The sequence below is a fragment of the Methylocystis sp. JR02 genome (genome assembly GCF_030063565.1).
GTDB classification, from domain to species: domain Bacteria; phylum Pseudomonadota; class Alphaproteobacteria; order Rhizobiales; family Beijerinckiaceae; genus Methylocystis; species Methylocystis iwaonis.
The window spans coordinates 3485303-3507655 of record NZ_JASIRC010000001.1; the positions used below are offsets into that span (position 1 = coordinate 3485303).

The window sequence follows — 22353 nt, forward strand, 5'->3', positions numbered from 1 at the left end:
GATGCGCTACGACCCTCCGCGCTTTCTCGACCAGGGCGAAGCGGCGCTGACAGTGGAGTTCGGCGACGCCGTCGACGCCGAGCTCAATGCACTGGTTCTCGCGCTCGACGACGCTTTTCTCCGTGAACGCATGCCGGGCGTGCGGGAAACCACGCCCACTTACCGTTCGCTACTCGTGCATTACGAGCCGTTGGAGATTTCGCGACAGGCGCTCATCGGCTGGATCGAGCAGCGCCTTCCCGTCATTGCGAGCGAAGCGAAGCAATCCAGAGCCGCCTCGAGAGCGCTGGATCGCTTCGTCGCTGACGCTCCTCGCAATGACGGCGGGGCATGGGTCATCCCGTGTTGCTACGATCCAGCGATTGCAGAAGACATTGAAGAGGCGGGGTCGATTCTCGGCCTCTCCCCGTCGTCGCTCGCCGAAGCACACGCGGCGGCGGACTACCGCGCCTTTATGTATGGCTTCGCGCCGGGCTGGTGCTATCTCGGCGGCCTGCCAGAGACGCTCGCCATCCCGCGCCGTTTGGCGCCGCGCGGTCCGACTCCCGAGGGCGCTGTGCTGATCGGGGGCGGATTGTCTCTTATTGCGACCAACCCGATGCCCACCGGCTGGTATGTCATCGGCCGCACGCCGGAGCGGCTGTTTTCGCTCACCCGCGACCCGCCTTTCCTCATCGCGCCGGGGGAGACGCTACGTTTCGAACCCATCGACGCCGCGACTTTCGCGGCGCTCGACGCCCGCGCGGCGCAGGGCGAAATCCTGGCGCGGCGCGAGGAGAGGGCGTGAGCGCGCGCTTGCTGATACGCGCCGCCGGCCCGGGCGTCACCGTGCAGGACGCAGGCCGTTTCGGCTATTCGCGCTATGGCGTCACGCCGGCGGGTCCGATGGACGAAGCCGCTTTCCTCACGGCGACCCGCGCTATCGGCGCCGCTGCGGCGATCGAAGTCTCGCTCGGCGGCGTCACCTTGGAGAGTGAAGGCGCGTCGCTGGGGGTCGCCATTGCTGGCGGCGCCTTCGACATCCGGCTCGACGAGGACAAGCTCCCGCCCGCGTGCCTCATTGCGCTGACGCCCGGCGCGCGTCTGGCGATACGCGCCGGGCTCTCCGGCGCCTGGTGCTACGTTGCGATCGGCGCGCGCTACGATGTGCCCTTGGCGCTCGGTTCGCTTTCGACCCATGCCCGCTCGGGGATCGGCCCCAAGCCGCTTGCAGCGGGGGACGCCCTAAGGCTTCTCGACGTTGCGCCTGCGCCGAATGGCGCGCAAGCGATCGACGCGCCCTGGCTCGCGCGCGACGACGCGCCGATCCGCGTGATGCTCGGCCCGCAGGATGATTATTTCACGCCCGAGGCGATCGAGGCTTTTCTCTCGTCAAAATGGCGGGTCGGCGCGCGCAGCGACCGCATGGCCTATGCGCTGGAGGGGCCAAAACTGACCCATTCGCGCGGCCACGACATCGTATCCGACGGCGCCGCCATCGGCGCCATTCAGATCCCCGGCTCCGGCGCGCCTTTCGTGCTGATGGCGGACCGCCAGCCGACCGGCGGCTATCCCAAGATCGCGACGGTGATCGGCGCCGACATCGGGCGCATCGCGCAATTGCGGCCGGGGGAGACCTTGCGGTTCAGGAAGGTGGGGTGGGCGGAGGCCGTCGCGGCGCGGGCGGCGCTGAAAAACAAATCGGCGGCAGGGGCGGTTTTGACGCCCCTCGCCGCCGAGGTCTCGACAGAGAAGCTGCTTGCCGTGAATTTGATTGGCGGGGTCGTGAGTGGGAGGGAGTGATACGGGGCCCAGCGCCGTCATTGCGAGCGAAGCGAAGCAATCCAGGGCCGTGATGTGGCTCTGGATTGCTTCGTCGCTTCGCTCCTCGCAATGACGGTGGGCTTCAGCGGGCTGTTACTCCGCCGGCTCCTTGACCAGCGTGGCATTCTCCTCCGCCGCGACGACGGGCGCCTGCGCTGCCTTGCGCGCCTTGCGCCATTTCCACAGCATCATCCACCAGGGATCGCCGACATGCAGATGGTAGCGCAGCGGCGTCTTGATGATGGCGAGCACCAGGCCGATCGAGAACAGGCACCAGACCGCCGGCCATTCATTGATGTTGCTTGTCGTGAGCCCCGCCAGGAACGGGCCCGCCACCCAGGAGAACAGGATGAAGCGCCAGCTTCCGTAGAGCGAGGGAATGAAGAAGGCCATCATCGGATAGCCGATAAAGCCGCGACCAAGCCACGCGTCGCCGGCCATGGAATTGCCGATGCCGTTGGTCGGCAGCAGCCAGGCGATGTGCCATTCGCCCTTCACCGTGCAGAGCACATCGCCGCAAAGCGGACGGCCGACGGCGCAATGGCCCGCCCAGGCGAAGGGATAAAGCTGGATCAGCATGAGGATCGCCGCGACGAAACAGCCGAAATAGGCCCAGGGCGCGATGATCCGGGCGCTGTCCTTCGGCATGAAATACAGCGCCACGGCGTTGATGAAGAAGGGCTGGAAGGTGATGTGCAGATAACCGAACAGGGTCATCACCTGATTTAGTGGCGAGTCGCATTGGTTGAGCACCGAATAGGCGACCGCCTGCAGCGACTCCATGCTCGCGAAGTAGAGAAGGCATACCCATAGCGCGAGCGGCTCGGGGTTCTTTTTGAGCGCGGAATAGGCCGCGCCGGCGATGCCAGTCGCCGCCAAGACAGTAGAAGCTTCCCCACTCCAGCACATGGGCGCGGTTTCCTCGTGAAATGTTGTTATGCGCCCCGATACACTATCCCGAGGCCTGCAAAAAGCCCCGCTCTCGGACTCGCCTCAAGCGAGCGGGATCTGGCCCGGCTCGGCGATCTCGAAATGGGCGAATTCGAAGCCCGGCGCGACCGTGCAGCCGACAAGCGTCCAGGCGCCGAGGCTCTCGGCCGATTGCCAGACCCCCGCCGGCACAATCCCCTGCGGGCGCTCGCCGCCCAGGAGATCAGCGCCGAGCCGTATGGCCGTGCGGGCGCCGTTTTCGAACAGCGAGAGCGCCAAGGGCGCGCCGGCGTGCCAATGCCAGATTTCAGCGGCGTCGACCCTGTGCCAGGCCGAGATTTGCCCGGCCGGCAGCAGATAGTAAATCGCGGTCGACGCCGACCGGCCGTCGATGAGGCGCGGATCGCGGAAGGTCTCGCGGTAGAAGCCGCCTTCCGGATGCGGGGCGAGATCGAGCAGCCGCGCGACCTCTTGCGCCGAGAGGCGATCGAGCTTGCTCATCCGGCGAAGCTATTCTTGCGTTCGCGCATCGTGGCGAAGACGGCGAAGGGGTCGGCGCCGGCCATGCCCATCGCCTCCTTCACCTTCGGGTCTTCGGCGCGCAGGAAGGGATTGGTCGCGTTTTCGAGAGCCACCGTCGAGGGCAGGGTGAACTCGCCCGCCGCGCGCAGTCGCGCGACGTCCTGGATCCGGTCCCGCAAGGCAGGATTTTCCGGGTCGACCGTGACGGCGAAGCGGCCGTTCGCCTGGGTGTATTCGTGGCCACAATAAACGCGGGTCTCGCGCGGCAGATTGGCGATCCTTTCGAGGGAGTGGCGCATTTGCGCCATCGTGCCGTCGAAAACCCGCCCGCAGCCCAAGGAAAACAGCGTGTCGCCGACGAAAACCGCCGCGTCGTCCGGGAAATAATAGCAGACATGCCCCGAGGTATGGCCGGGCGTGGCGATGATCTGCGCGCGGGAGGCGCCGAGGCGCAGCTCGTCGCCGTCCGAGACGGCCTGGTCGAGCGGCGGCAGGCGATGCGCGTCCTTGGCGGAGCCGACGATCTTCATGCCGGGAAAACGCTTTTTCAGCACGTCCCAGCCCTCGATATGGTCGAGATGGTGATGGGTGATCAGAAGATGGGTGAGCGGCCAGCCGCGCCGCTCGGCCTCAGCAGCAATGGCCTCGCCCTCTGGCGCGTCGATGCTGGCGGTCGCGCCGGTCTCGCGGTCATGGACCAGCAGGCCGAAATTGTCGGTGAGGCAAATGAATTGGTCGACCTCTATAGACATCGTTTTCCCCCGCGAGCGAACCTTGCCGAAACAGCCGGCAGGAAGTCGCTCCGCTATGTTGGATAGCGCTGGTCGCGGCCATCATAACGCTTGCAAGCAAAAATGCGACCGGCGGCTCCCTTGCGCCTTCGCGCGAATAAGGGGATGATCCGGCCATGGCGCTGGACGTGGTCGAGCTGCGGGCCTTTTACGAAACCGCTTTGGGCGAGGTCGCCCGCCGCGTCGTCGGGCGTCTGCTGCGCACGCGCTGGGACGACCATGTCGGCCTGCGCGTGCTCGGCATGGGCTATGCGCCGCCCTATCTCGACAATTTCCGCGAGAAAGCCCAGCGCGTGCTGGCCTTCATGCCGGCGACCCAGGGCGTGATGCATTGGCCGCTCGACGGCCGCTCGGCGACGGCGCTGGTCGAGGCTTCCATGACGCCGCTGCCCGACGCCAGCATGGATCGTATCCTGCTGGTGCATGCGCTGGAGGTCGAGGAGCATCCGCAGGATTTGCTCGACGAGGTCTGGCGCATTCTGGCGCCCGGCGGGCGGGTGGTGATCGTCGCGCCGAGCCGCACCGGCCTCTGGGCGCGCCTCGACACCACGCCCTTCGGCCACGGCCATCCCTATTCTCGCGGCCAGCTACAGACCTTGCTGCAGGAGGCGCAATTCCTGCCGGTTTTCTGGGGCGAGGCGCTCTATGTGCCGCCTTTCCAACGGGTCACGCTGCTGCGTTCGGCTCCGGCCTTCGAGCGCATCGCCGGGCGCTTCTCGCTGCCCGGCGGCGGCGTGCATGTGGTGGAGGCGACGAAGCAGCTCTACCGCCCGATCGTCCGCCGCGCCGTGCGGCGGATTCCGCGATTCGCGGAGCCGGTGCTGGAACCGGCGCTGGAGCCGGATGGGGCGGAGCCGGCGTGAGGCGTAGGCCCTCATCCGACCCCTGCTAACGCAGGGGCCACCTTCTCCCGCGTGCGGGAGAAGGGAAGAACCTCTCGGTTTTGGATCACAAATGTTGGGACGCGATTCCTTCTCCCGTTTACGGGAGAAGGTGGCCCCGCGAAGCGGGGTCGGATGAGGGCGCGCCCCGCCTACCGCCGCCCGTATTCCACCTTCACCCCAAAAGCCTGCGCCAGGAACAGCGCCCCATGGATCAGCCCGGCGTTGTCGATGCCGTGGCCCAGGCCGGCGGACATATGCCATTGCGCCGGCACGCTCATGTCGGCGAGCGAATTGGCCGATAGCATCATGGCGTCCACGGGGATGAGGTCATCCTCTTCGCCATGCACGAGCAGCACGGAAGGCGGCGGGTTCTGCGGCGGCCGTTCGGCCCCCGGCTGGTTGGGGCCGAGCACCAGAATGCCGGAATAGCCGAGAATGGCGCGCGGCGCCTTGGGCCGGCGCAGCCCCGTATGCAGCGCCATCATCGTGCCCTGGCTGAAGCCGACCAGCGCCAGCGAGCGCTCGTCGAAGCCGCGCTTTTCCAGCTCCGCGTCGAGGAAGGCGTCGAGGGTCGGGCGCGCGGAAATCACCCCGCGCCAGCGCTCGTCCGGGTCGCGCATGGTGAGCGGGAACCATTGCCGCCCCATGGGCGACATGGCGCAGCGCTCGGGCGCATGGGGGGCGATGAAATCCGCGTCGGGCAGGAAGGAGCGCCATTGGCGCCCGATCTCGATGAGATCCGCGCCATCCGCTCCAAAGCCATGCAGGAAGACGACAAGCTGGCGGGCCTTGCCCGACTTCGCCCCAACTCTCGGACCGTCGATCGCTGCTGCCATATGTCGCGCTCCCCCTTTTTGACAGATTAGCTGTCACGGGTTCGCGCGCCGAGGTCAAGAGGCGGCGACGCCCAAGAAATCGGCGCCGACGCGGGAGCGCGAGCGTCAGTGGGCCAAAGCGAAGCGCAGAATCTTGAACGCGAAGATGCACGCGCCGGCGAGCGTGCCGTGCTTCACCATTGTCATAGCGATAAAGAGATGGTCCGGCCTCATCATGTTACTTTTACCTTTTCGATCGAGCGCGTACGGCGCCCGCGCCTTCGCTGAGAGTGAAGAAGAGACGTTTTGTTATTCGGGTTCAGGGCGTCCGCGTCTCGACAGGCCCTTGCGAAAGACGCGCCATGGCGCCTTCATTCGACTGAGCGATTTTGTCGCGCTGTGGCGTGATCCGTCGCTGCTCGAAACCCGACAGCGAGGTATCGGCGCGCCCGCTTTTTTGCAAGCGAGGGGGCTCGCGATTTGGCCTTTCGCGACAATATGTCGCCTCGTGCGGGGGATGCGCGGCGGAGAGGCGATCAATGCCTAGATTGTTGATTTTAGTGGGGATCGTGCTTATTGCGCTCGGCCTGTTCTGGCTCGCGGCGGAACGTCTGGGCCTCGGGCGCCTGCCCGGCGACATCGTCTTCGAGCGCGGCAATCTGCGCGTCTATATTCCGCTCGCCACGTCGCTGCTGCTGAGCGTGATCTTTTGGCTCCTCAACCGATAGAGCGGGTTTTGACAAAGCCTTGCTTCCATCGCCAAAATGATGGCGCGGGGAGTAGGCGATGCATGATTTGTTAAAAGGTTTTTCGACGATGGAGCTGGCCCTCATTTACTGCGTCGGCTTCGCGGCGCTCACCGTGGCCTGTATCTTCCTGTGTCGGCCCTATTCGCGGCGATGGATTCACGGCCGACGCAACGCCAATGACATGATCGGCTTTTCGCTGCAGAGCTTCGCGGCGCTCTACGGCATTCTGCTCGGCCTGCTCGCCGTCGAGGCCTATCAGGACTTCTCGAGCGTCAAGGACGCCGTTTCGAAGAAGGCGCTCACTTTCGCGACGCTGCGCCACAATCTCGATGGCTTGCCGGCGCCTGTGAGCGGGGCGCTGCAGGAGGATTTGCGCGATTACGCCGTGGAGGCGCTCGAGACCCACTGGCCCAAGGATGTGACGACGCCGACGCCGACCGGCGCGTCGCCGATCTTGCGCCGCATGCTCGGCAGACTCCTCGCATTCCAGCCCGCGACCAAGAGCGAGGAGCTCGTTTACGGCGAGGTTTTCCGCCAGGTCAATCTGCTCATCGAGCAGCGCCGCCTCTTGCTGTCGAGCGAAGGCAACGGCATTCCGGGCGCGATGTGGGCCGTCGTTTATATCGGCGCCTTTCTCTTCATTCTGCTCATGTGCCTCTTCGATATGGAGGCGCATGTGCATGTTTTGCTGGGGGCGACCACCGCGCTTTTTCTCGGCGCCGTCGTCTTTCTGATTGCCGCGCTCGATAATCCGTTCCGGGGCGGCGTCACTGTCGACCCCGCGCCCATCGTCGAAATGCGCGACGCGCTGGCGCATGAGAATCCCCCCGCCGCGGCGGGCCAGCGGCGAGAACTCTGAAAGTCGATTCTCGGCCTTTTTTAGAGAGGCGGACCGCTGAGAGGCGGCGGATGCGCTTCAAGCTTCTGCGTATTTCCCGTAACGTAAGCTCGAGCTTTTATTCAAGGGGAGAGCGGTCTTGACACTCGATAGGACTTTCGCGCGCGGGCTTGTGTTTTTTGCCGGCCTTCTCATCTCTGGCGCGGTCTCCGCCGACGAACTCAAATCGCAATACACCTCTCTCCAGGATTGCGAGACGCTCGAACGCCTGAAGCTGCCCGGGCGCGCGCTCGAGAAAGGGGCCGGGACGGGCATTTTCCGTTGCAAGGGGATCGACAATTATTCCGTCTATGTGATCGAGGACGATCCGCGCAGCTTTCTGGTTTTGGGGCGCGACGGAAAGCTTTTCTCCCTAGAAAAGACGCTGGTCTCGAATTTCAAGCTCGGGGAGTTTCCCAATGTCTCGGGCGCCAAGAAAGCGGAGTGGCGGCTCGACGCCGACGGCAAGGCGGCGGGGCTGATCGTGCGCGTCTCCTATCAGCGTGCGGAGAAGCCCGGCGCCTCCGCCTCGGCGCTCTTCGTGTTCGATCTGCGCGGGGAGCCTGCCTTCATTGGCTCCGCGGCGACAAATGAGGAAGCGCGCGGGCTAATCGACGGCGCGCTTGGCGCGGGCGCTGCGGCCGAGGACAAGCGGTCGCGCGACTGCAATGCGATCTATGCCGGACTCTGCAAGGGATTCGAGCCCGGGCCGGAAATGCTCGGGCGCTGCTTCGACAAACGGCCGGCCATCGCCGATAAAATTCCGCCCAAATGCATCGCCGATTTCCAAACGAACATCGAAAACTATCACGAGGCCACCGCCGGCGGGAAATAAAGGACGTCCCTTATCTCCCTTTGCCGTGTGAAACGCCGGCGAGCGAAAGCGTGTGGTCCGCCTCCAAAGGCGTCCAATGAGGCGCTCTTTCAGCATACAAAGAAAAGCGCTGGCTTAGCGTTTGATGTATCTCAAAAATTATAGGTCGCTGGAAATTTTGTAACAGGGAGTTAAGAAAATTACCGCAGCTTATTCGAGTAAATACTTGCATAAACTATGCAGTTTCCGCGAGTTTTGGATGAGCGTGGCAATATGCCTGGAAGATATGCTTCGGCTTTGCAACAATATCTCCGCAATGACATTGCTTTGGCGTTCGGCGCATTCGCCGCGGACACTGCCGGGTCTTATGTCGTCCTCGCCGCTCTCTCGATGCCTGTCATCATCGGCAGCGTCAGTCTCGGGGCGGAAGTTGGGCTCTGGTATTACAAGCATCAGCTCTTGCAGAGCGCCGCCGACTCCGCCGCGCTCAGCGCTGCGGCGGCGGCCGCTCTCGGCGAGAGCAATCTCACGACGCAAGCCGCGGCCATTGCGTCCTCCTATGGCGTTGCGCCGGGAACGAACGGGGTCACGCTCGCCCTCAACACGCCGCCGCTCTCCGGCCCCAATCGGGCGACCGCGGGCGCTTTAGAGATCGTCCTGCAAGGGCCCCAGCCGCGTTTCTTTTCGCAGTTTTTCAGTTCGCAGCCTCTCGCCGTTGCAGCGCGCGCCGTCGCGGTGAGCGGCCATCCCGGTTGCGTCCTATCCTTGAACGCGAGCGCGAGCAGCGCGATCAATCTTCAAGGGACGAACAGCGTCGCTCTGAACAACTGCAGCCTCTACGGCAATTCCAGCAGCGGCGCGGCGCTCAACGTCGGCGGCTCCGCCACCCTCTCGGCGATGTACGCCGCTGTCGTCGGCGGGATATCCGGAGCTTCGAATATCACGACCACGCTGGGCATGAAGTCCGGCGCATCCGCTGCCGCGGACCCTTACGCCAATGCGGCCTATCCGCCGTTCTCAGGCTGCGACTACAATAATTTCACGACGAGCAGCACGCAAACCATGACCCCGGGCGTCTACTGCGGCGGCATGACGTTCAAAGCCGGCGCGAATGTCACGCTGTCTCCGGGCGTTTATTATCTCGATCAGGGAAGCTTTCAGGCGGCCGGCCAATCGACCATTCAGGGCGCGGGCGTCACGCTGGTTTTCACGTCCAGCACGGGAAAAAACTACGCCACCGCGACATCGACGGGCGGGGCGACCATCAATCTCACCGCGCCGACGACGGGTCCGCTGGCGGGCGTCGTCATTTTCGGCGATCGCGGAATGCCGACATCGACGAGCTTCAAATTCGCCGGCAATGGCGACCAGGTCTTTGGCGGCGCCGTCTATCTGCCGAAAGGCGCGCTCTCCTTTTCCGGCGGCACGGGCGGCGCGAATAATTGCACCCAGCTCATCGCCGACACCATCAATTTCGTCGGCGTCTCGAACCTCGCCATCAACTGCGGCGCCTATGGGACGAAGCAAATGTCCAATCTCGCGTCGCTCGTGGAGTGAAGATGATGCGTCTTTACGCGCAAACGGCGAGCGGCGCGCTATTCGCTCTTCGGACTTTGTTCGACCACAGCGGGCGGTCGATCGCGGGGGTAATGAGCATAGAGCTCGCGCTCATCCTTCCGGCGCTTGCCCTTTGCATCATCTGCGTCGCGGATCTGGGTCTCGGGATCTACCGAAAGATGCAGGTGCAATCAGCCGCGCAAGCCGGCGCCGAATATGCCGCCGTGCATGGCTACGATCAGAACGGAACGACCAACGCCATTCTCGCCGCCACGAGCTATTCGGGGGTCAGCGCCGCTCCGCAGCCGCAGCTCTATTGCGGTTGCGCCTCGGCGACCGGCGTTGTGGCGGCCGCCTGCGGCTCGATTTGCGCCTCCGGTTCGGCAGCCGGTCAGTTCGTGCAGGCGTCGGCGAGCGCGACCTACCAGACCGTCCTTGCCTATCCGCTGCTTCCCAAAAGCTTCGCCCTCACGGCTCAATCGACGGTGCGCATCAAATGATTTCCAAAAAATTCCTCGATAATGTCTCTGGCGTCGCCGCCGTTGAATTCGCTTTCACGGCGCCGCTGTTTCTGCTCGGTCTGTTGGCGACCTTTCAGCTCGGCATGTGGATGTGGACGCAAGTCGGATTGCAGCACGGGGCCGAAATGGCCGCGCGATGCGCGACCATTAATCCGGCGGTCTGCAGCTCGCCCGCCGCGATCCAGCAGTTCGCGGTCGGTCAGGCTTTCGGTCTGAACCTTCCCGCTACGACCTTCTCGTTCAGCCAGTCATCCTGCGGCAATCTCGTTTCGGCGAGCTACGCCTTCCCGAATTTCGCGCCCTATTTGAACCTGCCGAGTTTCGACATCCGCGCGTCGTCCTGCTTCCCCGTGTGAGGACTCAAAGACCGAGTTCGGTGAGGCCGGGGAAATCGTCGGGACGACGCCCTTGCGGGAAGGTCAGCTTGCGCTCTTTTTCGTCGATCGGCAGATCATTGATGCTGGCGATGCGCCGGCGCATGAGCCCGTTTTCGGCGAACTCCCAATTCTCGTTGCCATAGGCGCGAAACCAGTTGCCGGACGCGTCGTGATATTCATAGGCGAAGCGCACGGCGATGCGATTGCCCTGATGCGCCCAGATCTCCTTGATTAGCCGATAGTCTTGTTCGGCTGCCCATTTGGCTTCGAGAAACGCGATGATTTCGGCGCGGCCGGAAATGAATCGCGACCGATTCCGCCACTGGCTGTCGAAGGTATAGGCCAAGGCCACGCGCGCCGGGTCCCTGCTGTTCCAGGCGTCTTCGGCGAGCCTTACTTTCTGCCGCGCCGTTTCATCGGTGAAGGGCGGCAGCGGCGGGCGGGCTTCATCGGCCATGGATCAGGCTCCGGAATAATCGGTTGTCGAGCCGGCGGGCGCGTCTCCGACGCCAGTTTCAGAAGGGAAGATGCAGGCTGAGGCCGCCGCCGTAATTCGAGGTAACCGAGTTTCCGTTCGATTGGTAGGTGTTTTCCGATTGATAGGCGCCGCCGCCGGGGCCGGTCGGGCGCGGGTTGAGCTTCGCTGTCGGCTTGATCTCAATGCCGTCGGCGGTCCGCTCGTGTTGGATCGAGGCAGCCGAGGGAACCGGCAAAGCGTCTCGGTCTCCTTCTCCGAAGCAGACGGGATCGTCCTTCCATGTGGCGCGAGGGCAGGGCGCCGGCTCGCTCACGGGCAGCGCCGGTCGCTTTTCCGCGCTGAATTTCCTTGCGTGGGACGGTCGATCTTGCGCATTGGCCCACCCCGCGGCGAGCATGATGATCACAGCGGCAAGGAAAGCTGTTGGGCGGCGGCGCATATCCGAAAATCCATCAAAAAGGAAGGGCGCGAGAGCGTACCGCGGCATCGACGCCACAGCGCATCTTTTGGCGGAAGCGTCCGTGTGAAAAGAGGCGCGAAGATGGCTCAGATGCGACGTCATGGAACCGGGCGCTTCCTCGCACGGACGCCGCACAGCGACCCTCATTGGCGCACGGCAAAGCATGTCCTCCTGTACGTAGCTACACGTAAGCAGATATAAGTAAGTATAACTACTACACATGCCTATGACTTAACTGTATTATTTGAAATATTTGTTGCACATTTGGCACATGCGATAATAAAGAACGACTTTGCCGTAATATCCATCTTCTCATAAAACTATACGTGCGATCTATTCCCCGCGATCACTAGAGGCGTGATTCAAGGAGGATGATCGTTATGAAAAAATTCTGTCTTTCGGTTGCAGCTTCGGCGCTGATGGCGGGCTCCGCCTTTGCGGCGGACCTTCCGTCCCTTAAGGCTCCGCCCGCCGTCGCGCCGGCGGCTGCGCCCTTGCCGACCTGGACAGGTTTCTATGCTGGCGTGAACGCCGGCGGGACATGGGCCTCCGACACAACGGCAACGCTCACGCAGTTCGACGGCGTCCTCGTGACGTCTGCGCCCACCAAGCGCTGGGGCGGCCCCCAGCCTGCGCCTGCGCCCGGCCAATGGGCCTGGTTCAGCGGCGGCCAGGGATTTGCGGGGATCGGCAACCGTTCCGGCTTCATCGGCGGCGGCCAGGTGGGCTATAATTACCAGTTCTACCAGAACTTCCTCGTGGGCCTGGAGGCGGACATCCAGGGCGTCGCCAGCAGCGGCGGCGACACGACTCTTTTTGGCGTTCTGCCGCTCCCCTCGGGCTTCAGCGTCAGCCAGTTCACGCGGCTTTCAGGCAGCCTCGACTATCTCGGCACGGTGCGGGGTCGCTTGGGCTGGCTCGTCATGCCGACCCTCTTGCTCTATGGCACGGGCGGCTTCGCCTATGGCGGCGTGACCTTGAACGCGAGCACGCTTCAAATCCTCAACCCGACCGGCCAGTTCGGCGCCGGCTTCTCGAGCTTCTCCGACACGGCGACGGGCTGGACGGCGGGCGGCGGCCTCGAATGGATGTTCATGCCGAACTGGTCCGCAAAGGTCGAATATCTCTATTACGACCTCGGCGCGATCCACACCTTCGGCGGCGCGGGCATCGCTTTCACGCCGGTTCCCACTTGGACCTTCGCGGCGACAACGCCTGTGGTCTCCGCGCCCATCCGCGGCAATATCGTGCGCGCGGGCGTGAATTACCATTTCAACTGGGGCTCGGCGCCGGTCCTCGCGAGTTTTTGACCGAGCGAAATCCAGCCTTTCGTTCGTCAAGGGGAGGCCCGGTTCACGCCGGGCCTTTTCTTTTTGTTTATGCCCGTCGAAGAGTATTGCGGAACGCAGATTTTCTTTGAAGCTTATGGCGGTCCCGACAGGATTCGAACCTGTGACCTTCGGTTTAGGAAACCGCTGCTCTATCCTGCTGAGCTACGGGACCCGCTTGCCGCTACATCTACCACAGCTTGCCCGTTTGAAAAGTTGCCATTGCCGGAAAGAGATCCATGTTCGAATCCGCCAACCTGCCGCATGTCATGACCAAGGATGAGTTCGAGGCCGCCGAGATGCGGCTGCGCGAGCTTTTGCTCGACGCGCAATTCGAGGTGGCGGAGCAGAAGCGGGCCGCGATCATGGTGCTCGTCAACGGCTCGGACGGGGCCGGCAAGGGCGAGGTCGTCAACCGGCTCTACGACTGGCTCGACGACCATCTCGTGGAGACTCTCTCTTACCGCAAGCCGACGGACGAAGAACGGGCGCGCCCCGGCTCCTGGCGCTATTGGCGGGATATGCCGCCCAAGGGACGCATCGCGCTCGTCATCGGCTCCTGGCACCATCGGCTGCTGCGCAACCGCGCCTTGGGGCGGCTGGACAAAAACGCTTATGACAACGCCCTGGAGGATATGATCCGCTCCGAGGAAATGCTGCGCCGCGAGGGCGTGCATCTCCTCAAGATCTGGCTCCATATGGACGATCGCGAGGCGCAGAAGCGGCTCGAGAAGCTGCGCGAGGCCAATGGCGCGCTGCGCCGCCCCGCCGTCATCGAATGGGACGAGATCGACGGCGGCAAGGCTCGGGCCCGCCTGACCGACGCGGCGTTGGAGATGATCGAAAAGACCTCCTCCGGCAATGCGCCCTGGGCCGTGGTGCCGGCGTCCGACCCGCATTACCGCGACGCCGCCGTCGGCGATCTCTTATTGCAGACCCTGACAAGCGCCGCCGAGGGGACGCCGGCAGCGCCGAGCACGCAGGCCGTCGCGACGCCGGAGAGCGCTTTGCCGCGGCCGAGCCTCGTTTCCGCGCTGGATCTGGCGAAAACCGCCGATCGGGAGACCTACAGCGAGGAGCTGCGGGACTTGCAGCAGCGCCTGACCGAGGCCACGACGGCCAAGAGCTTTCGCAACAGAGGGCTTGTCCTGGTCTTCGAGGGCAATGACGCTGCGGGGAAGGGCGGGGCGATCCGCCGCGTGCGCGAGGCGCTCGATCCGCGCCGCTTCCGGGTCCATGGCGTCGCCGCGCCCAGCGACGAAGAGCTGGCGCGGCCCTATCTCTGGCGCTTCTGGCGCAATCTCCCGCGCCGCGGCGACGTCGCCATCTTCGACCGTAGCTGGTACGGACGCGTGCTCGTCGAGCGCGTGGAGGGCTTCGCGCCGCCGGAGGATTGGATGCGCGCCTATCCGGAGATCAATGATTTCGAACGCCAGCTCGGCGAGTGCGGCTATCTCGTCGTCAAATTCTGGCTCGCGATCTCGCAGGACGAGCAGTTGCGCCGCTTCCAGGATCGGGAAGCCAAGCCGTTCAAGCGCTACAAGTTGACCCCCGACGATTGGCGCAACCGCGAGAAATGGGCCCTTTACGAACAGGCGATGACCGACATGGTCGACCGCACCAGCTCGCGGCTCGCGCCCTGGACGCTGGTCGAGGCCAATGACAAGAAGTTCGCCCGTCTCAAGGTGCTGCGAACCATCGTCGAGCGGCTGGAGGCGTGATCAGATGGGGCTGCGGCCAGCGCGGCAAACAAGCCCCGGCGGGCGGTTCAAGCGAACCGGATACAGGCTAGCCTATCCCTCGCTCTCGCGACGGAGGGCAGCCGCCAGCTCCTCGCGGCAGACGCTTTCCAAAAGCGGCAGATCGTCCCGCACCAGCTTCCAGAGCACATCCGGGGCGATGCGCTGGTAATCGTGCCGGAGAATATTGCCGATGCCAGCGACCTTGCTCCAGGGAATCTCAGGTCGCCGGTCTTTGATTTCCTTTGGCAGATGGCGGCTCGCCTCAGAGATAATCTCTATTCCGCGCTCGATCAGCCAGCGCTTTTGCCAGTCGCGTTCGAAAGCGGCCATTGAGACGCCGTCCAAAACGGCGTCGATATTTACGGAGGCTTCGATGATGTCGGAGAGCCGAGGAGAAATGCGCCGCGCAACCATTAAAAGACGAGCACGGCCGAGTCTTCGATCTCTTTTTTCAGAATCGGATGCAGGCTGTCGCGCGTCATGATGTCGGCCCTACGGTCGAGAATATCGGTGGCCCGCTGCTTCAAATCCATCAGCTCGTAAAGCCCGAGCTTGCCCTTCTGATGATCGAAAAACAAATCCACGTCGGATTTATCTTGCGCGTCCCCCCGCGCAATGGAGCCAAAGAGGTAAAGGTGCTCGACGCCGAGCCTCTTCAACTCGGCTTCGTGCGCCCTCAACCGGCTTAAGGCGTCTTCACGGGTCATGGCCTGAAAATACAGCTATTCTGGTCCTTTTTCCAGGTCGGCGGCGGGTCGCCGCGCGCACGGCGCCGCAGCGACCATACTGCAGAACCGGCCTACCCCGGATGACCCGAGCGCTCGCCGAGCTTCCTCTCCCAATCGAGCGCCTGCCGCACGATCTCGTCCAGATTATCGTGCTCCGGCTTCCAGCCGAGCACATTGCGCGCGCGATCATTGGCGGCGACGATCGCCGCCGGATCGCCCGGCCGGCGCGGGGCGTAGTCGACCGGGAAATCGATGCCGGATATCCGCTTGACCGCCTCGATGACCTCCAGCACCGAAAAGCCATGCGCATAACCGCAATTGGCGACGAGGCTTTTCCCGCCGTCGCGCAGATAGCGCAAAGCGTCGAGATGGGCGCGGGCGAGGTCTGTGACCTGGATGTAGTCGCGCACGCAGGTGCCGTCGGGGGTGGGGTAATCCGTGCCGAAGACCTGCATCTTCGGCCGCTTGCCGAGCGCCGTCTGCGCCGCGACCTTGATGAGATGGGTGGCGTTGGGCGTGGATTGGCCGGAGCGGCCCTTGGGGTCGGCTCCCGCGACGTTGAAATAACGCAGCGCTACATAGGCGAAATCATGGGCCCGCGCGGTATCCTCCAGCATCCATTCGACCATGAGCTTGGAGCGGCCATAGGGCGAGACGGGCTTCAAGGGCTCGTCCTCGGTCACGGGCAGGTGCTCGGGATCGCCATAGACGGCGGCGGTCGAGGAGAAGATGAAATGCTTCACGCCGCAGCCGACCGCGGTCGCGATCAGCGAGCGCGCTTTCGCCGTATTGTTGAGATAGTAGCCCAAAGGATCGGCGACGGAGTCGGGGACGACGATCTTGGCGGCGAAATGGATGATGGCGTCGACCTTATGGTCGCGGATCAGCTCTGCGACGAGCTTTTCGTCGCCATCGTCGCCGACGATCAGTTGCGCCCCCTCGGGGACCGCCCAACGAAAGCCGGTGGATAGATCGTCCAGCACGACCGGTCTTTCGCCGGCGTCGAGGAGCTCCAGAACTGTATGGCTGCCGATGTAGCCGGCGCCGCCCGTGACCAAAACCGTCATCTTGCCCCTCCGGTGTTCCTCACCCCAAATTAACGCCGCATCGTTAAAACTCAGGCCGGCTGCGTAGAATTTGAGTTCTTTTACGCGAGATTCGGCGCTTCCGTAACCTAACCACTCGAAGTCGGACCAATGACCAAACGCATACGTAAGGCTGTTTTTCCTGTCGCCGGCCTCGGCACGCGCTTCCTGCCGGCAACAAAGGCGGTGCCGAAGGAAATGCTGACGGTCGTCGACCGTCCTGTGGTCCAGCATGTGGTCGACGAGGCGCGCGAGGCCGGAATCGAGCATTTCGTTTTTGTCACCGGACGCGGCAAAGCCGCGATCGAGGACCACTTCGATATGTCCTATGAACTCGAGGACACCCTCAAGCGTCGCAACAAGACAAAAGAATACGAAAGCCTGATGGCCGATCTGCCGAAGGCGGGCGCCACGAGCTTCACGCGCCAGCAGGCGCCGCTCGGGCTCGGCCACGCCGTCTGGTGCGCGCGCGAGATCATCGGCGACGAGCCCTTCGCGGTGCTGCTTCCCGACATGATCACCCTCCCGGCCGCCGGCAAGACCTCGCGCTGTATGGCGCAGGCCGTCGAGGCCTATGAGAAGCACGGCGGCAACATCATCGCCGTCGAGGAGGTGAGGCCCGAGGAGACGCACCAATATGGGATCGTCGCCAAGGGCAAGGATTTCGGCGAGACGTTCGAGATCACCGGCATGGTGGAGAAGCCGCCGCAGGGCACGGCGCCCAGCAACTTCATTATCTCGGGACGCTATATTCTCGAGCCGGAGATCTTCGCGCTGCTCGAAAAGGGCGAGAAGGGCGCGGGCGGCGAGATCCAGCTCACCGACGCCATGATCCATCTCGCCAAAGAGCGGCCCTTCCACGGCGTGCGCTTCGACGGCCGCACCTATGACACGGGCTCGAAGCTCGGCTTCCTCGCGGCGAATGTCGCCTTCGGCCTGGCGCGGCCGGATGTGGCCGACGGCCTGCGGGCGGAGCTGAAAAAGCTTCTCGTATGATGATCTAAGCGAGCCTGAAGCGATACGCCCCTCGTGCTTCGAGACGCCTGCTGCGCAGGCTCCTCAGCATGAGGGGCTTCTGCATCAAATACTTAGGCCTGATCCTGAGGAGCGAGCGAAGCTCGCGTCTCGAAGGACGAGGCCGCCTCGGAGGTTTGCTGATAAACTGAGCGCGCCTGAAGGCGCGCGGTCCAATGGTGGCGCTGGACCGCGCGCCTTCAGGCGCGCATCGCCGCTCAGCCCTTCTTCGGGCGGATGCGGATGATCACGTCGCAGCCGACGATCTCCATGCCCTCCGGCGGCGCCGGCAGGCGGGAGAACTCCACCGAGCGATCGGCCGCGTCGAACATGCGGCCTGTGGCTTCATCCATGAAATGGTGGTGAGGCGAGGTGCGGGTGTGGAAATAGGTGCGCGGGCCCTGGACCGCGATCTCCCGCAGAAGCCCAGCTTGCGCGAATTGGTTCAGCGTGTTGTAGACAGTCGAGAGCGACATGGTGAGGCCGGCTTCGCGCGCCTCGGCATGGAGCGCCTCGGCGCTGACGTGGCGATCGCCCTTGCCGAAGAGAAGCTTACTGAGCGCCAGACGTTGCACGGTGGGGCGCAGGCCGGCGTTGCGGAGCTTGGTCTTGGGGTCCAGCGGAACGCCGGCGGGCTGCTCCCGCAAGCGGCGGGAGTCGTTGAAGCTTCTAGGCACAGCTTGATGTGTCATTGTAAGGACCGACAGCGAGCAATCTCGCCCCTCAAAACTCTGTTGTCTTCAGTAGACGGCAGCGCGGCTGGCCTGTCAAATGCTGCAATATGAAAGATTTCCAAACAAGCAGGGCCAGGGGAAGACAATGAGCCGCAGGGAAAGGGCCTTGGGCCCTCTCGATCGTCGCCGCGCCTTGCAGGGGCTGGCTCTGAGCCTGATCGCGCTCGCTTTTCCGGCGCAGGCTGAAGATTTCGCGCAATTTCTGCAAAACATCTGGCCGCAAGCCCAGGCGGCGGGCGTCTCCCGCGCCACCTTCGAGGCGGCGGTCTCAGGCCTCGCGCCGGAGCCGGGCGTTCTCGCCAAGCCCAAGGCCCAGGCCGAATTCACCATCTCCATTCCCGCCTATCTCGCTGGAGCGGTGACGAGCAGCCGCGTCGCGCGCGGCCAATCCGTCGCGGCGGAGCTCGCCGGCCCTTTGCGCCGGGCGACGGCGCGGCATGGCGTTCCTGGCGAGATCATCGTCGCCATTCTCGGCGTCGAGAGCAATTTCGGGACGGCGACCGGGGGCGCCGATGTTCTGAAGGTGCTGGCGACGCTCGCCTGGAAAGGCCACCGCGCCGAGACCTTCATCGAGGAGTTCGTCGCCGCTTTGGTGATGCTGGAAAAGGGCTATGCGACGCGCGCCCAATTGCGCGGCTCCTGGGCGGGCGCCATGGGCCAGCCACAGTTCATGCCGTCCGCCTACCTCAAATATGCGGAAAGCGACGACGGCGCCGGCGCGCCGGATATTTGGCGTTCGCATGCGGATGCTGTCGCCTCGATTGCGAGTTTCCTTGCGAAATCCGGTTGGGTCGCTGGCCTTCCCGCGATCGTCGAGGTCCGCCTGCCGGATGGCTTCGATTACGCGGCTTTCGATCTCGACTTCGGTCGCTGTCGGTCGCTGGGCGTTCAGCGGGCGGACGGAGAGGCGCTGCCTTCAAGTGGCCCAGCAAGCCTTTACTTGCCGGCTGGCGCGAATGGTCCGGCGTTTCTCATCTCGGATAACTTCGAGGTCATTCGGCAATATAATACTTCGGATGCCTATGCGATGTCGGTCGCGATACTTGCCGATCGCATCGCCGGACACGATACGCCCGTGACGCCCTGGCCGCGCGTCGCGCCGCTTTCCACCGGCGACGTCAAGGCGATGCAGCAGTTGCTGACCGAGAAGGGCTATTACCGGGGCGCAATCGACGGGAAGTTGGGCCGCACCAGCCGCAACGCCGTCCATGCTTTTCAGATCGCGGAAGGGATACAGCCCGCTGACGGCTTCGCGACGAAGGAAATCCTCGCGAGGTTGAAAGGGCGGTAAGCGTCATACTCATTGTCATTCCCGGCGGGCTGAAAGCCCGACCGGGAATCCAGAGCCAAAATAGCGCTGATTTTGCTCTGGATTCCCGATCACTCGCTGCGCGAGCGTCGGGAATGACACCGAACCAGTCCAAGCCGATCTCGTATTGGTCGATCACTGCGAGGAGATTGCTTCGCTACGCTCGCAATGACGGCGTGATTAGCGCACGGGCGCGGAGACGAAGCCGAAGGCGACGCGCGTCAGCATGTCCGAGCCGAAGCGCTCTTCCGCGCGACGGACGGTTTGGCCGCCGAGGCCGCGGTAGAAAGACAGCGCCTTCTCATTATCGGCGAGCGCCCAGACGATCGTCGAGAGATAGCCGTGCTCGGCGAGCTCGCGCCGCGCTGCGTTGAACAGGCGCCGGCCCAAGCCCAGGCCCTGATGCTGCGGCGCCAAATACAGTTCGAATATCTCGCCCGAATAGGGCATCGACGGCACGCGGTTGCGGCCATAGGTCGAATAGCCGGCGATCTGCTTGTCGAAGTCCAGCACGAGCAGGCCCGTGCCGCGCACGATCGCGGAATGCCACCAAGCCGGGCCGCGCCGCGCAATCATGCGTTCGAGCTCGACTCCAGGAATGACGCCGCGATAGGCGTCGCGCCAGGAAGCGTCGTGAACCCGTGCAATTTCCTCGGCGTCGCCGGGGCGTGCGTGGCGGATCGAGAAGGCGGTTTTGACCATGGAGAGATGTTAGGGCTCATATCGGCCTTTGGGCAAGAGGCACGAATGGCGGAAAGCGCAAAAAAACAAATGCGCTTCGAATAGACTTTTGATAGCCTCGACTTACGCCGGACGCGCAGGCGGTCGCTTGCCTGCCGCCGCGTATTTGCTTATCCTTGGGCGGATTTCGGCCTGGAGAAGGCCGTCGAAGCGAGGACGTCGGAAGGTGGCTGCCGATACCGCCACATTTGAAGCTAAAAAGGCGTGCGGGCTTGCCGGCTCTTGCGCGGCTTTTGCGCGCGCCGGCCTGCTGCTTCTTCGTCGCCCCTGACGCCCGCAGGGCTTTTGCCCAGGCGGTCAGGGGCTCGACGTAACCCGGATATGCCCTGACATCGGGCGCAGCAGCTTCAGAAAGTTTCATCATGACCCATACCGCACATGGCTCCCAGGACGGCGAGCGCGTCGTCATTTTCGACACGACCCTGCGTGACGGCGAGCAGTCGCCGGGCGCCTCCATGACGCTGGAGGAAAAGCTGGAAGTCGCCGAGCTGCTCGACCAATTGGGCGTCGACATCATCGAGGCGGGCTTTCCAATTGCGAGCCCCGGCGATTTCGAAAGCGTCTGCGAGGTCGCGCGGCGCGTGAAGAATGCGACGGTCGCCGGCCTCGCGCGCGCGTCCGAAAAAGACATCGATCGCTGCGCCGAGGCGCTGCGCGAGGCGAAGCGGGCGCGCATCCACACGTTCATTTCCACCTCGCCCGTTCACATGAAATACAAGCTCCAGATGGAGCCGGCGCGGGTGCTGGAGCTGGTCGCCTCTTCGGTCGGTCGCGCGCGCAATCAGGTGGCCGACGTCGAATGGTCGGCGGAGGATGGCACGCGCACGGAAATCGATTTCCTGTGCCGCTGCGTCGAAACGGCGATCAAAGCCGGCGCGACGACGATCAATATTCCCGACACCGTCGGCTATACGACGCCGCAGGAATATGAGCAGCTCTTCCGCACCGTGCGCGAGCGCGTGCCCAATTCGGACAAGGCGATTTTCTCCGTCCATTGCCACGACGATCTGGGTCTCGCGGTCGCCAATTCGCTGGCCGGCGTGCGCGGCGGCGCGCGGCAGGTGGAATGCACGATCAATGGTCTGGGCGAGCGCGCGGGCAACGCCGCCATGGAAGAAATCGTGATGGCGCTGAAGACGCGTCACGACATTTTGCCCTATCACACCAACATCGACGCGGCGCTGCTGACGCGCGCCTCCAAGCTCGTCTCGGCGGTGACGTCCTTCCCGGTGCAATACAACAAGGCGATCGTCGGCCGTAACGCCTTCGCGCATGAGAGCGGCATCCATCAGGACGGCATGCTCAAAAATGCGCATACTTACGAGATCATGACGCCCGAGAGCGTCGGCGTCACCAAGACCTCGCTCGTCATGGGCAAGCACTCCGGCCGCCACGCCTTCCGCGAAAAGCTGAAGGAGCTGGGCTACGACCTCGGCGAGAATGCGTTGCAGGACGCCTTCAACCGCTTCAAGGATCTCGCCGACCGCAAGAAGTTCGTCTACGACGAAGATCTGATCGCGCTGGTCGACGACGAGATCGTCTCCGCGCATGATCACATCAAGGTGCTCGCTTTGATGGTCATGGCCGGCACGCATGGTCCGCAGTCGGCGGCTCTGACGCTCGACATCGACGGCGACAAGGTGACCCACCAGGCGACCGGCAATGGCCCGGTGGACGCCATCTTCAACGCCATCAAGGCGCTCGCGCCGCATGAGGCGACGCTGGAGCTCTATCAGGTCCACGCCGTCACCGAGGGCACCGACGCGCAGGCCGAAGTCTCCGTGCGCCTCACCGAAGAGGGCAAATCCGTCACCGGCCGGGGCGCCGATCCGGACACGCTCGTCGCCTCGGCGCGCGCCTATGTCTCGGCGCTCAATAAGTTGATGGTGAAGCGCGGCCGCTCCAAGCCGGAGGCGATGCAGGCGGTCTGATTGTCGAAAATGAGCGTCCCTCGACCTCTCTGGCGAGGGACGCCCTTTATCTCGTGACGGAACGACTATCGCCGGCATTTGCCTTCGCGTCAGCGTCGCGAGCCGAGGGCGCCGGTCTCGCGTGCGTGGCGCGCCGAAGCGTCGTTCCGCTCATTCCCGATGA

General features: G+C 63.9%; 25 protein-coding genes and 1 tRNA gene. 14 read left to right on the plus strand and 12 right to left on the minus strand.

The window, feature by feature from the left end:
* Position 1 precedes the first annotated feature (1 nt).
* A complete protein-coding gene (locus tag QNA11_RS16630) occupies positions 2-787 on the plus strand; it encodes a 5-oxoprolinase subunit B family protein (RefSeq protein WP_283483861.1) in 786 nt (261 codons plus the stop codon).
* On the plus strand, positions 784-1782 hold the full coding sequence (locus QNA11_RS16635) for a 5-oxoprolinase subunit C family protein (protein ID WP_283483862.1): 999 nt from the start codon (positions 784-786) through the stop codon (positions 1780-1782). Before QNA11_RS16630 ends, QNA11_RS16635 begins: the two co-directional genes overlap by 4 nt.
* Before the next feature lie 114 nt (positions 1783-1896).
* Here the strand turns inward: QNA11_RS16635 and QNA11_RS16640 are convergent, their stop codons facing one another.
* The 3 genes from QNA11_RS16640 to gloB all read right to left on the minus strand — a co-directional run bounded on the left by QNA11_RS16640 (position 1897) and on the right by gloB (position 4007).
* The gene (locus tag QNA11_RS16640; RefSeq protein ID WP_502867541.1) at positions 1897-2712 is read right to left on the minus strand and encodes a DUF5765 domain-containing protein; all 816 of its coding nucleotides are present in this window, start codon (positions 2710-2712) and stop codon (positions 1897-1899) included.
* 84 nt (positions 2713-2796) lie between these two features.
* The gene (locus QNA11_RS16645) at positions 2797-3234 is read right to left on the minus strand and encodes a cupin domain-containing protein (RefSeq protein ID WP_283483864.1); all 438 of its coding nucleotides are present in this window, start codon (positions 3232-3234) and stop codon (positions 2797-2799) included.
* Positions 3231-4007 carry a hydroxyacylglutathione hydrolase gene (gloB, locus tag QNA11_RS16650; protein WP_283483865.1) on the minus strand — a complete coding sequence of 259 codons (777 nt, stop codon included), beginning with the start codon at positions 4005-4007 and terminating at the stop codon, positions 3231-3233. The genes QNA11_RS16645 and gloB overlap by 4 nt, the downstream gene beginning before the upstream one ends.
* A 155-nt stretch (positions 4008-4162) precedes the next feature.
* Here gloB and QNA11_RS16655 point away from each other — a divergent pair, with 155 nt between their 5' ends.
* Positions 4163-4909, plus strand: a complete 747-nt coding sequence (locus tag QNA11_RS16655) for a class I SAM-dependent methyltransferase (protein WP_283483866.1) — start codon at positions 4163-4165, stop codon at positions 4907-4909.
* A 170-nt stretch (positions 4910-5079) separates the two neighbouring features.
* Here QNA11_RS16655 and QNA11_RS16660 read toward each other — a convergent pair whose 3' ends face one another.
* Positions 5080-5766 (minus strand): alpha/beta hydrolase, encoded by a 687-nt coding sequence (locus tag QNA11_RS16660; RefSeq protein ID WP_281929193.1) that lies wholly within the window; start codon positions 5764-5766, stop codon positions 5080-5082.
* A 518-nt stretch (positions 5767-6284) separates the two neighbouring features.
* Here QNA11_RS16660 and QNA11_RS16665 point away from each other — a divergent pair.
* From QNA11_RS16665 to QNA11_RS16690, 6 genes are all read left to right on the plus strand, one after another.
* A complete protein-coding gene (locus QNA11_RS16665) occupies positions 6285-6473 on the plus strand; it encodes a DUF2905 domain-containing protein (RefSeq protein ID WP_283483867.1) in 189 nt (62 codons plus the stop codon).
* A gap of 58 nt (positions 6474-6531) precedes the next feature.
* Positions 6532-7353 (plus strand): bestrophin-like domain, encoded by an 822-nt coding sequence (locus tag QNA11_RS16670; protein WP_283483868.1) that lies wholly within the window; start codon positions 6532-6534, stop codon positions 7351-7353.
* A 118-nt stretch (positions 7354-7471) separates the two neighbouring features.
* On the plus strand, positions 7472-8206 hold the full coding sequence (locus QNA11_RS16675; protein WP_283483869.1) for a hypothetical protein: 735 nt from the start codon (positions 7472-7474) through the stop codon (positions 8204-8206).
* Between the two features lie 252 nt (positions 8207-8458).
* Positions 8459-9742 (plus strand): pilus assembly protein TadG-related protein, encoded by a 1284-nt coding sequence (locus QNA11_RS16680; RefSeq protein ID WP_283483870.1) that lies wholly within the window; start codon positions 8459-8461, stop codon positions 9740-9742.
* A 2-nt stretch (positions 9743-9744) separates the two neighbouring features.
* Positions 9745-10242, plus strand: a complete 498-nt coding sequence (locus QNA11_RS16685; RefSeq protein ID WP_281929188.1) for a TadE/TadG family type IV pilus assembly protein — start codon at positions 9745-9747, stop codon at positions 10240-10242.
* A complete protein-coding gene (locus tag QNA11_RS16690) occupies positions 10239-10619 on the plus strand; it encodes a TadE/TadG family type IV pilus assembly protein (protein WP_281929187.1) in 381 nt (126 codons plus the stop codon). Before QNA11_RS16685 ends, QNA11_RS16690 begins: the two co-directional genes overlap by 4 nt.
* A gap of 4 nt (positions 10620-10623) precedes the next feature.
* Here the strand turns inward: QNA11_RS16690 and QNA11_RS16695 are convergent, their stop codons facing one another.
* The gene (locus QNA11_RS16695) at positions 10624-11097 is read right to left on the minus strand and encodes a nuclear transport factor 2 family protein (protein WP_202071379.1); all 474 of its coding nucleotides are present in this window, start codon (positions 11095-11097) and stop codon (positions 10624-10626) included.
* A 58-nt stretch (positions 11098-11155) separates the two neighbouring features.
* On the minus strand, positions 11156-11557 hold the full coding sequence (locus QNA11_RS16700) for a hypothetical protein (protein WP_283483871.1): 402 nt from the start codon (positions 11555-11557) through the stop codon (positions 11156-11158).
* A 401-nt stretch (positions 11558-11958) separates the two neighbouring features.
* Here QNA11_RS16700 and QNA11_RS16705 point away from each other — a divergent pair, with 401 nt between their 5' ends.
* Positions 11959-12888 (plus strand): outer membrane protein, encoded by a 930-nt coding sequence (locus tag QNA11_RS16705; protein WP_283483872.1) that lies wholly within the window; start codon positions 11959-11961, stop codon positions 12886-12888.
* Positions 12889-13004: 116 nt separating this feature from the next.
* On the opposite strand, the gene QNA11_RS16710 is transcribed toward QNA11_RS16705, so the two are convergent.
* A tRNA-Arg gene (locus QNA11_RS16710) sits at positions 13005-13081 on the minus strand.
* A 64-nt stretch (positions 13082-13145) separates the two neighbouring features.
* Here QNA11_RS16710 and pap point away from each other — a divergent pair.
* Positions 13146-14627 (plus strand): polyphosphate:AMP phosphotransferase, encoded by a 1482-nt coding sequence (pap, locus tag QNA11_RS16715; protein ID WP_283483873.1) that lies wholly within the window; start codon positions 13146-13148, stop codon positions 14625-14627.
* A gap of 72 nt (positions 14628-14699) precedes the next feature.
* On the opposite strand, the gene QNA11_RS16720 is transcribed toward pap, so the two are convergent.
* The 3 genes from QNA11_RS16720 to galE all read right to left on the minus strand — a co-directional run bounded on the left by QNA11_RS16720 (position 14700) and on the right by galE (position 16443).
* Positions 14700-15062, minus strand: coding sequence for a HepT-like ribonuclease domain-containing protein (locus tag QNA11_RS16720; protein ID WP_283483874.1), 363 nt, complete (start codon positions 15060-15062; stop codon positions 14700-14702).
* Positions 15062-15355 (minus strand): nucleotidyltransferase family protein, encoded by a 294-nt coding sequence (locus QNA11_RS16725; protein ID WP_283483875.1) that lies wholly within the window; start codon positions 15353-15355, stop codon positions 15062-15064. Before QNA11_RS16725 ends, QNA11_RS16720 begins: the two co-directional genes overlap by 1 nt.
* Before the next feature lie 92 nt (positions 15356-15447).
* The gene (galE, locus tag QNA11_RS16730) at positions 15448-16443 is read right to left on the minus strand and encodes a UDP-glucose 4-epimerase GalE (RefSeq protein WP_283483876.1); all 996 of its coding nucleotides are present in this window, start codon (positions 16441-16443) and stop codon (positions 15448-15450) included.
* 129 nt (positions 16444-16572) lie between these two features.
* On the opposite strand from galE, the gene galU reads away from it, so the two are divergent.
* Positions 16573-17457 carry a UTP--glucose-1-phosphate uridylyltransferase GalU gene (gene galU / locus QNA11_RS16735; RefSeq protein ID WP_283483877.1) on the plus strand — a complete coding sequence of 295 codons (885 nt, stop codon included), beginning with the start codon at positions 16573-16575 and terminating at the stop codon, positions 17455-17457.
* 236 nt (positions 17458-17693) lie between these two features.
* Here the strand turns inward: galU and irrA are convergent, their stop codons facing one another.
* Positions 17694-18167, minus strand: a complete 474-nt coding sequence (irrA, locus tag QNA11_RS16740; RefSeq protein ID WP_246744674.1) for an iron response transcriptional regulator IrrA — start codon at positions 18165-18167, stop codon at positions 17694-17696.
* A gap of 148 nt (positions 18168-18315) precedes the next feature.
* On the opposite strand from irrA, the gene QNA11_RS16745 reads away from it, so the two are divergent.
* Complete coding sequence (locus tag QNA11_RS16745; RefSeq protein WP_283483878.1) at positions 18316-19500, plus strand: lytic murein transglycosylase; 1185 nt, start codon at positions 18316-18318, stop codon at positions 19498-19500.
* A 198-nt stretch (positions 19501-19698) separates the two neighbouring features.
* Here the strand turns inward: QNA11_RS16745 and QNA11_RS16750 are convergent, their stop codons facing one another.
* Positions 19699-20220, minus strand: coding sequence for a GNAT family N-acetyltransferase (locus tag QNA11_RS16750; protein WP_202071386.1), 522 nt, complete (start codon positions 20218-20220; stop codon positions 19699-19701).
* 401 nt (positions 20221-20621) lie between these two features.
* Here QNA11_RS16750 and QNA11_RS16755 point away from each other — a divergent pair, with 401 nt between their 5' ends.
* A complete protein-coding gene (locus tag QNA11_RS16755) occupies positions 20622-22190 on the plus strand; it encodes a 2-isopropylmalate synthase (RefSeq protein ID WP_283483879.1) in 1569 nt (522 codons plus the stop codon).
* Positions 22191-22353: the final 163 nt, after the last annotated feature.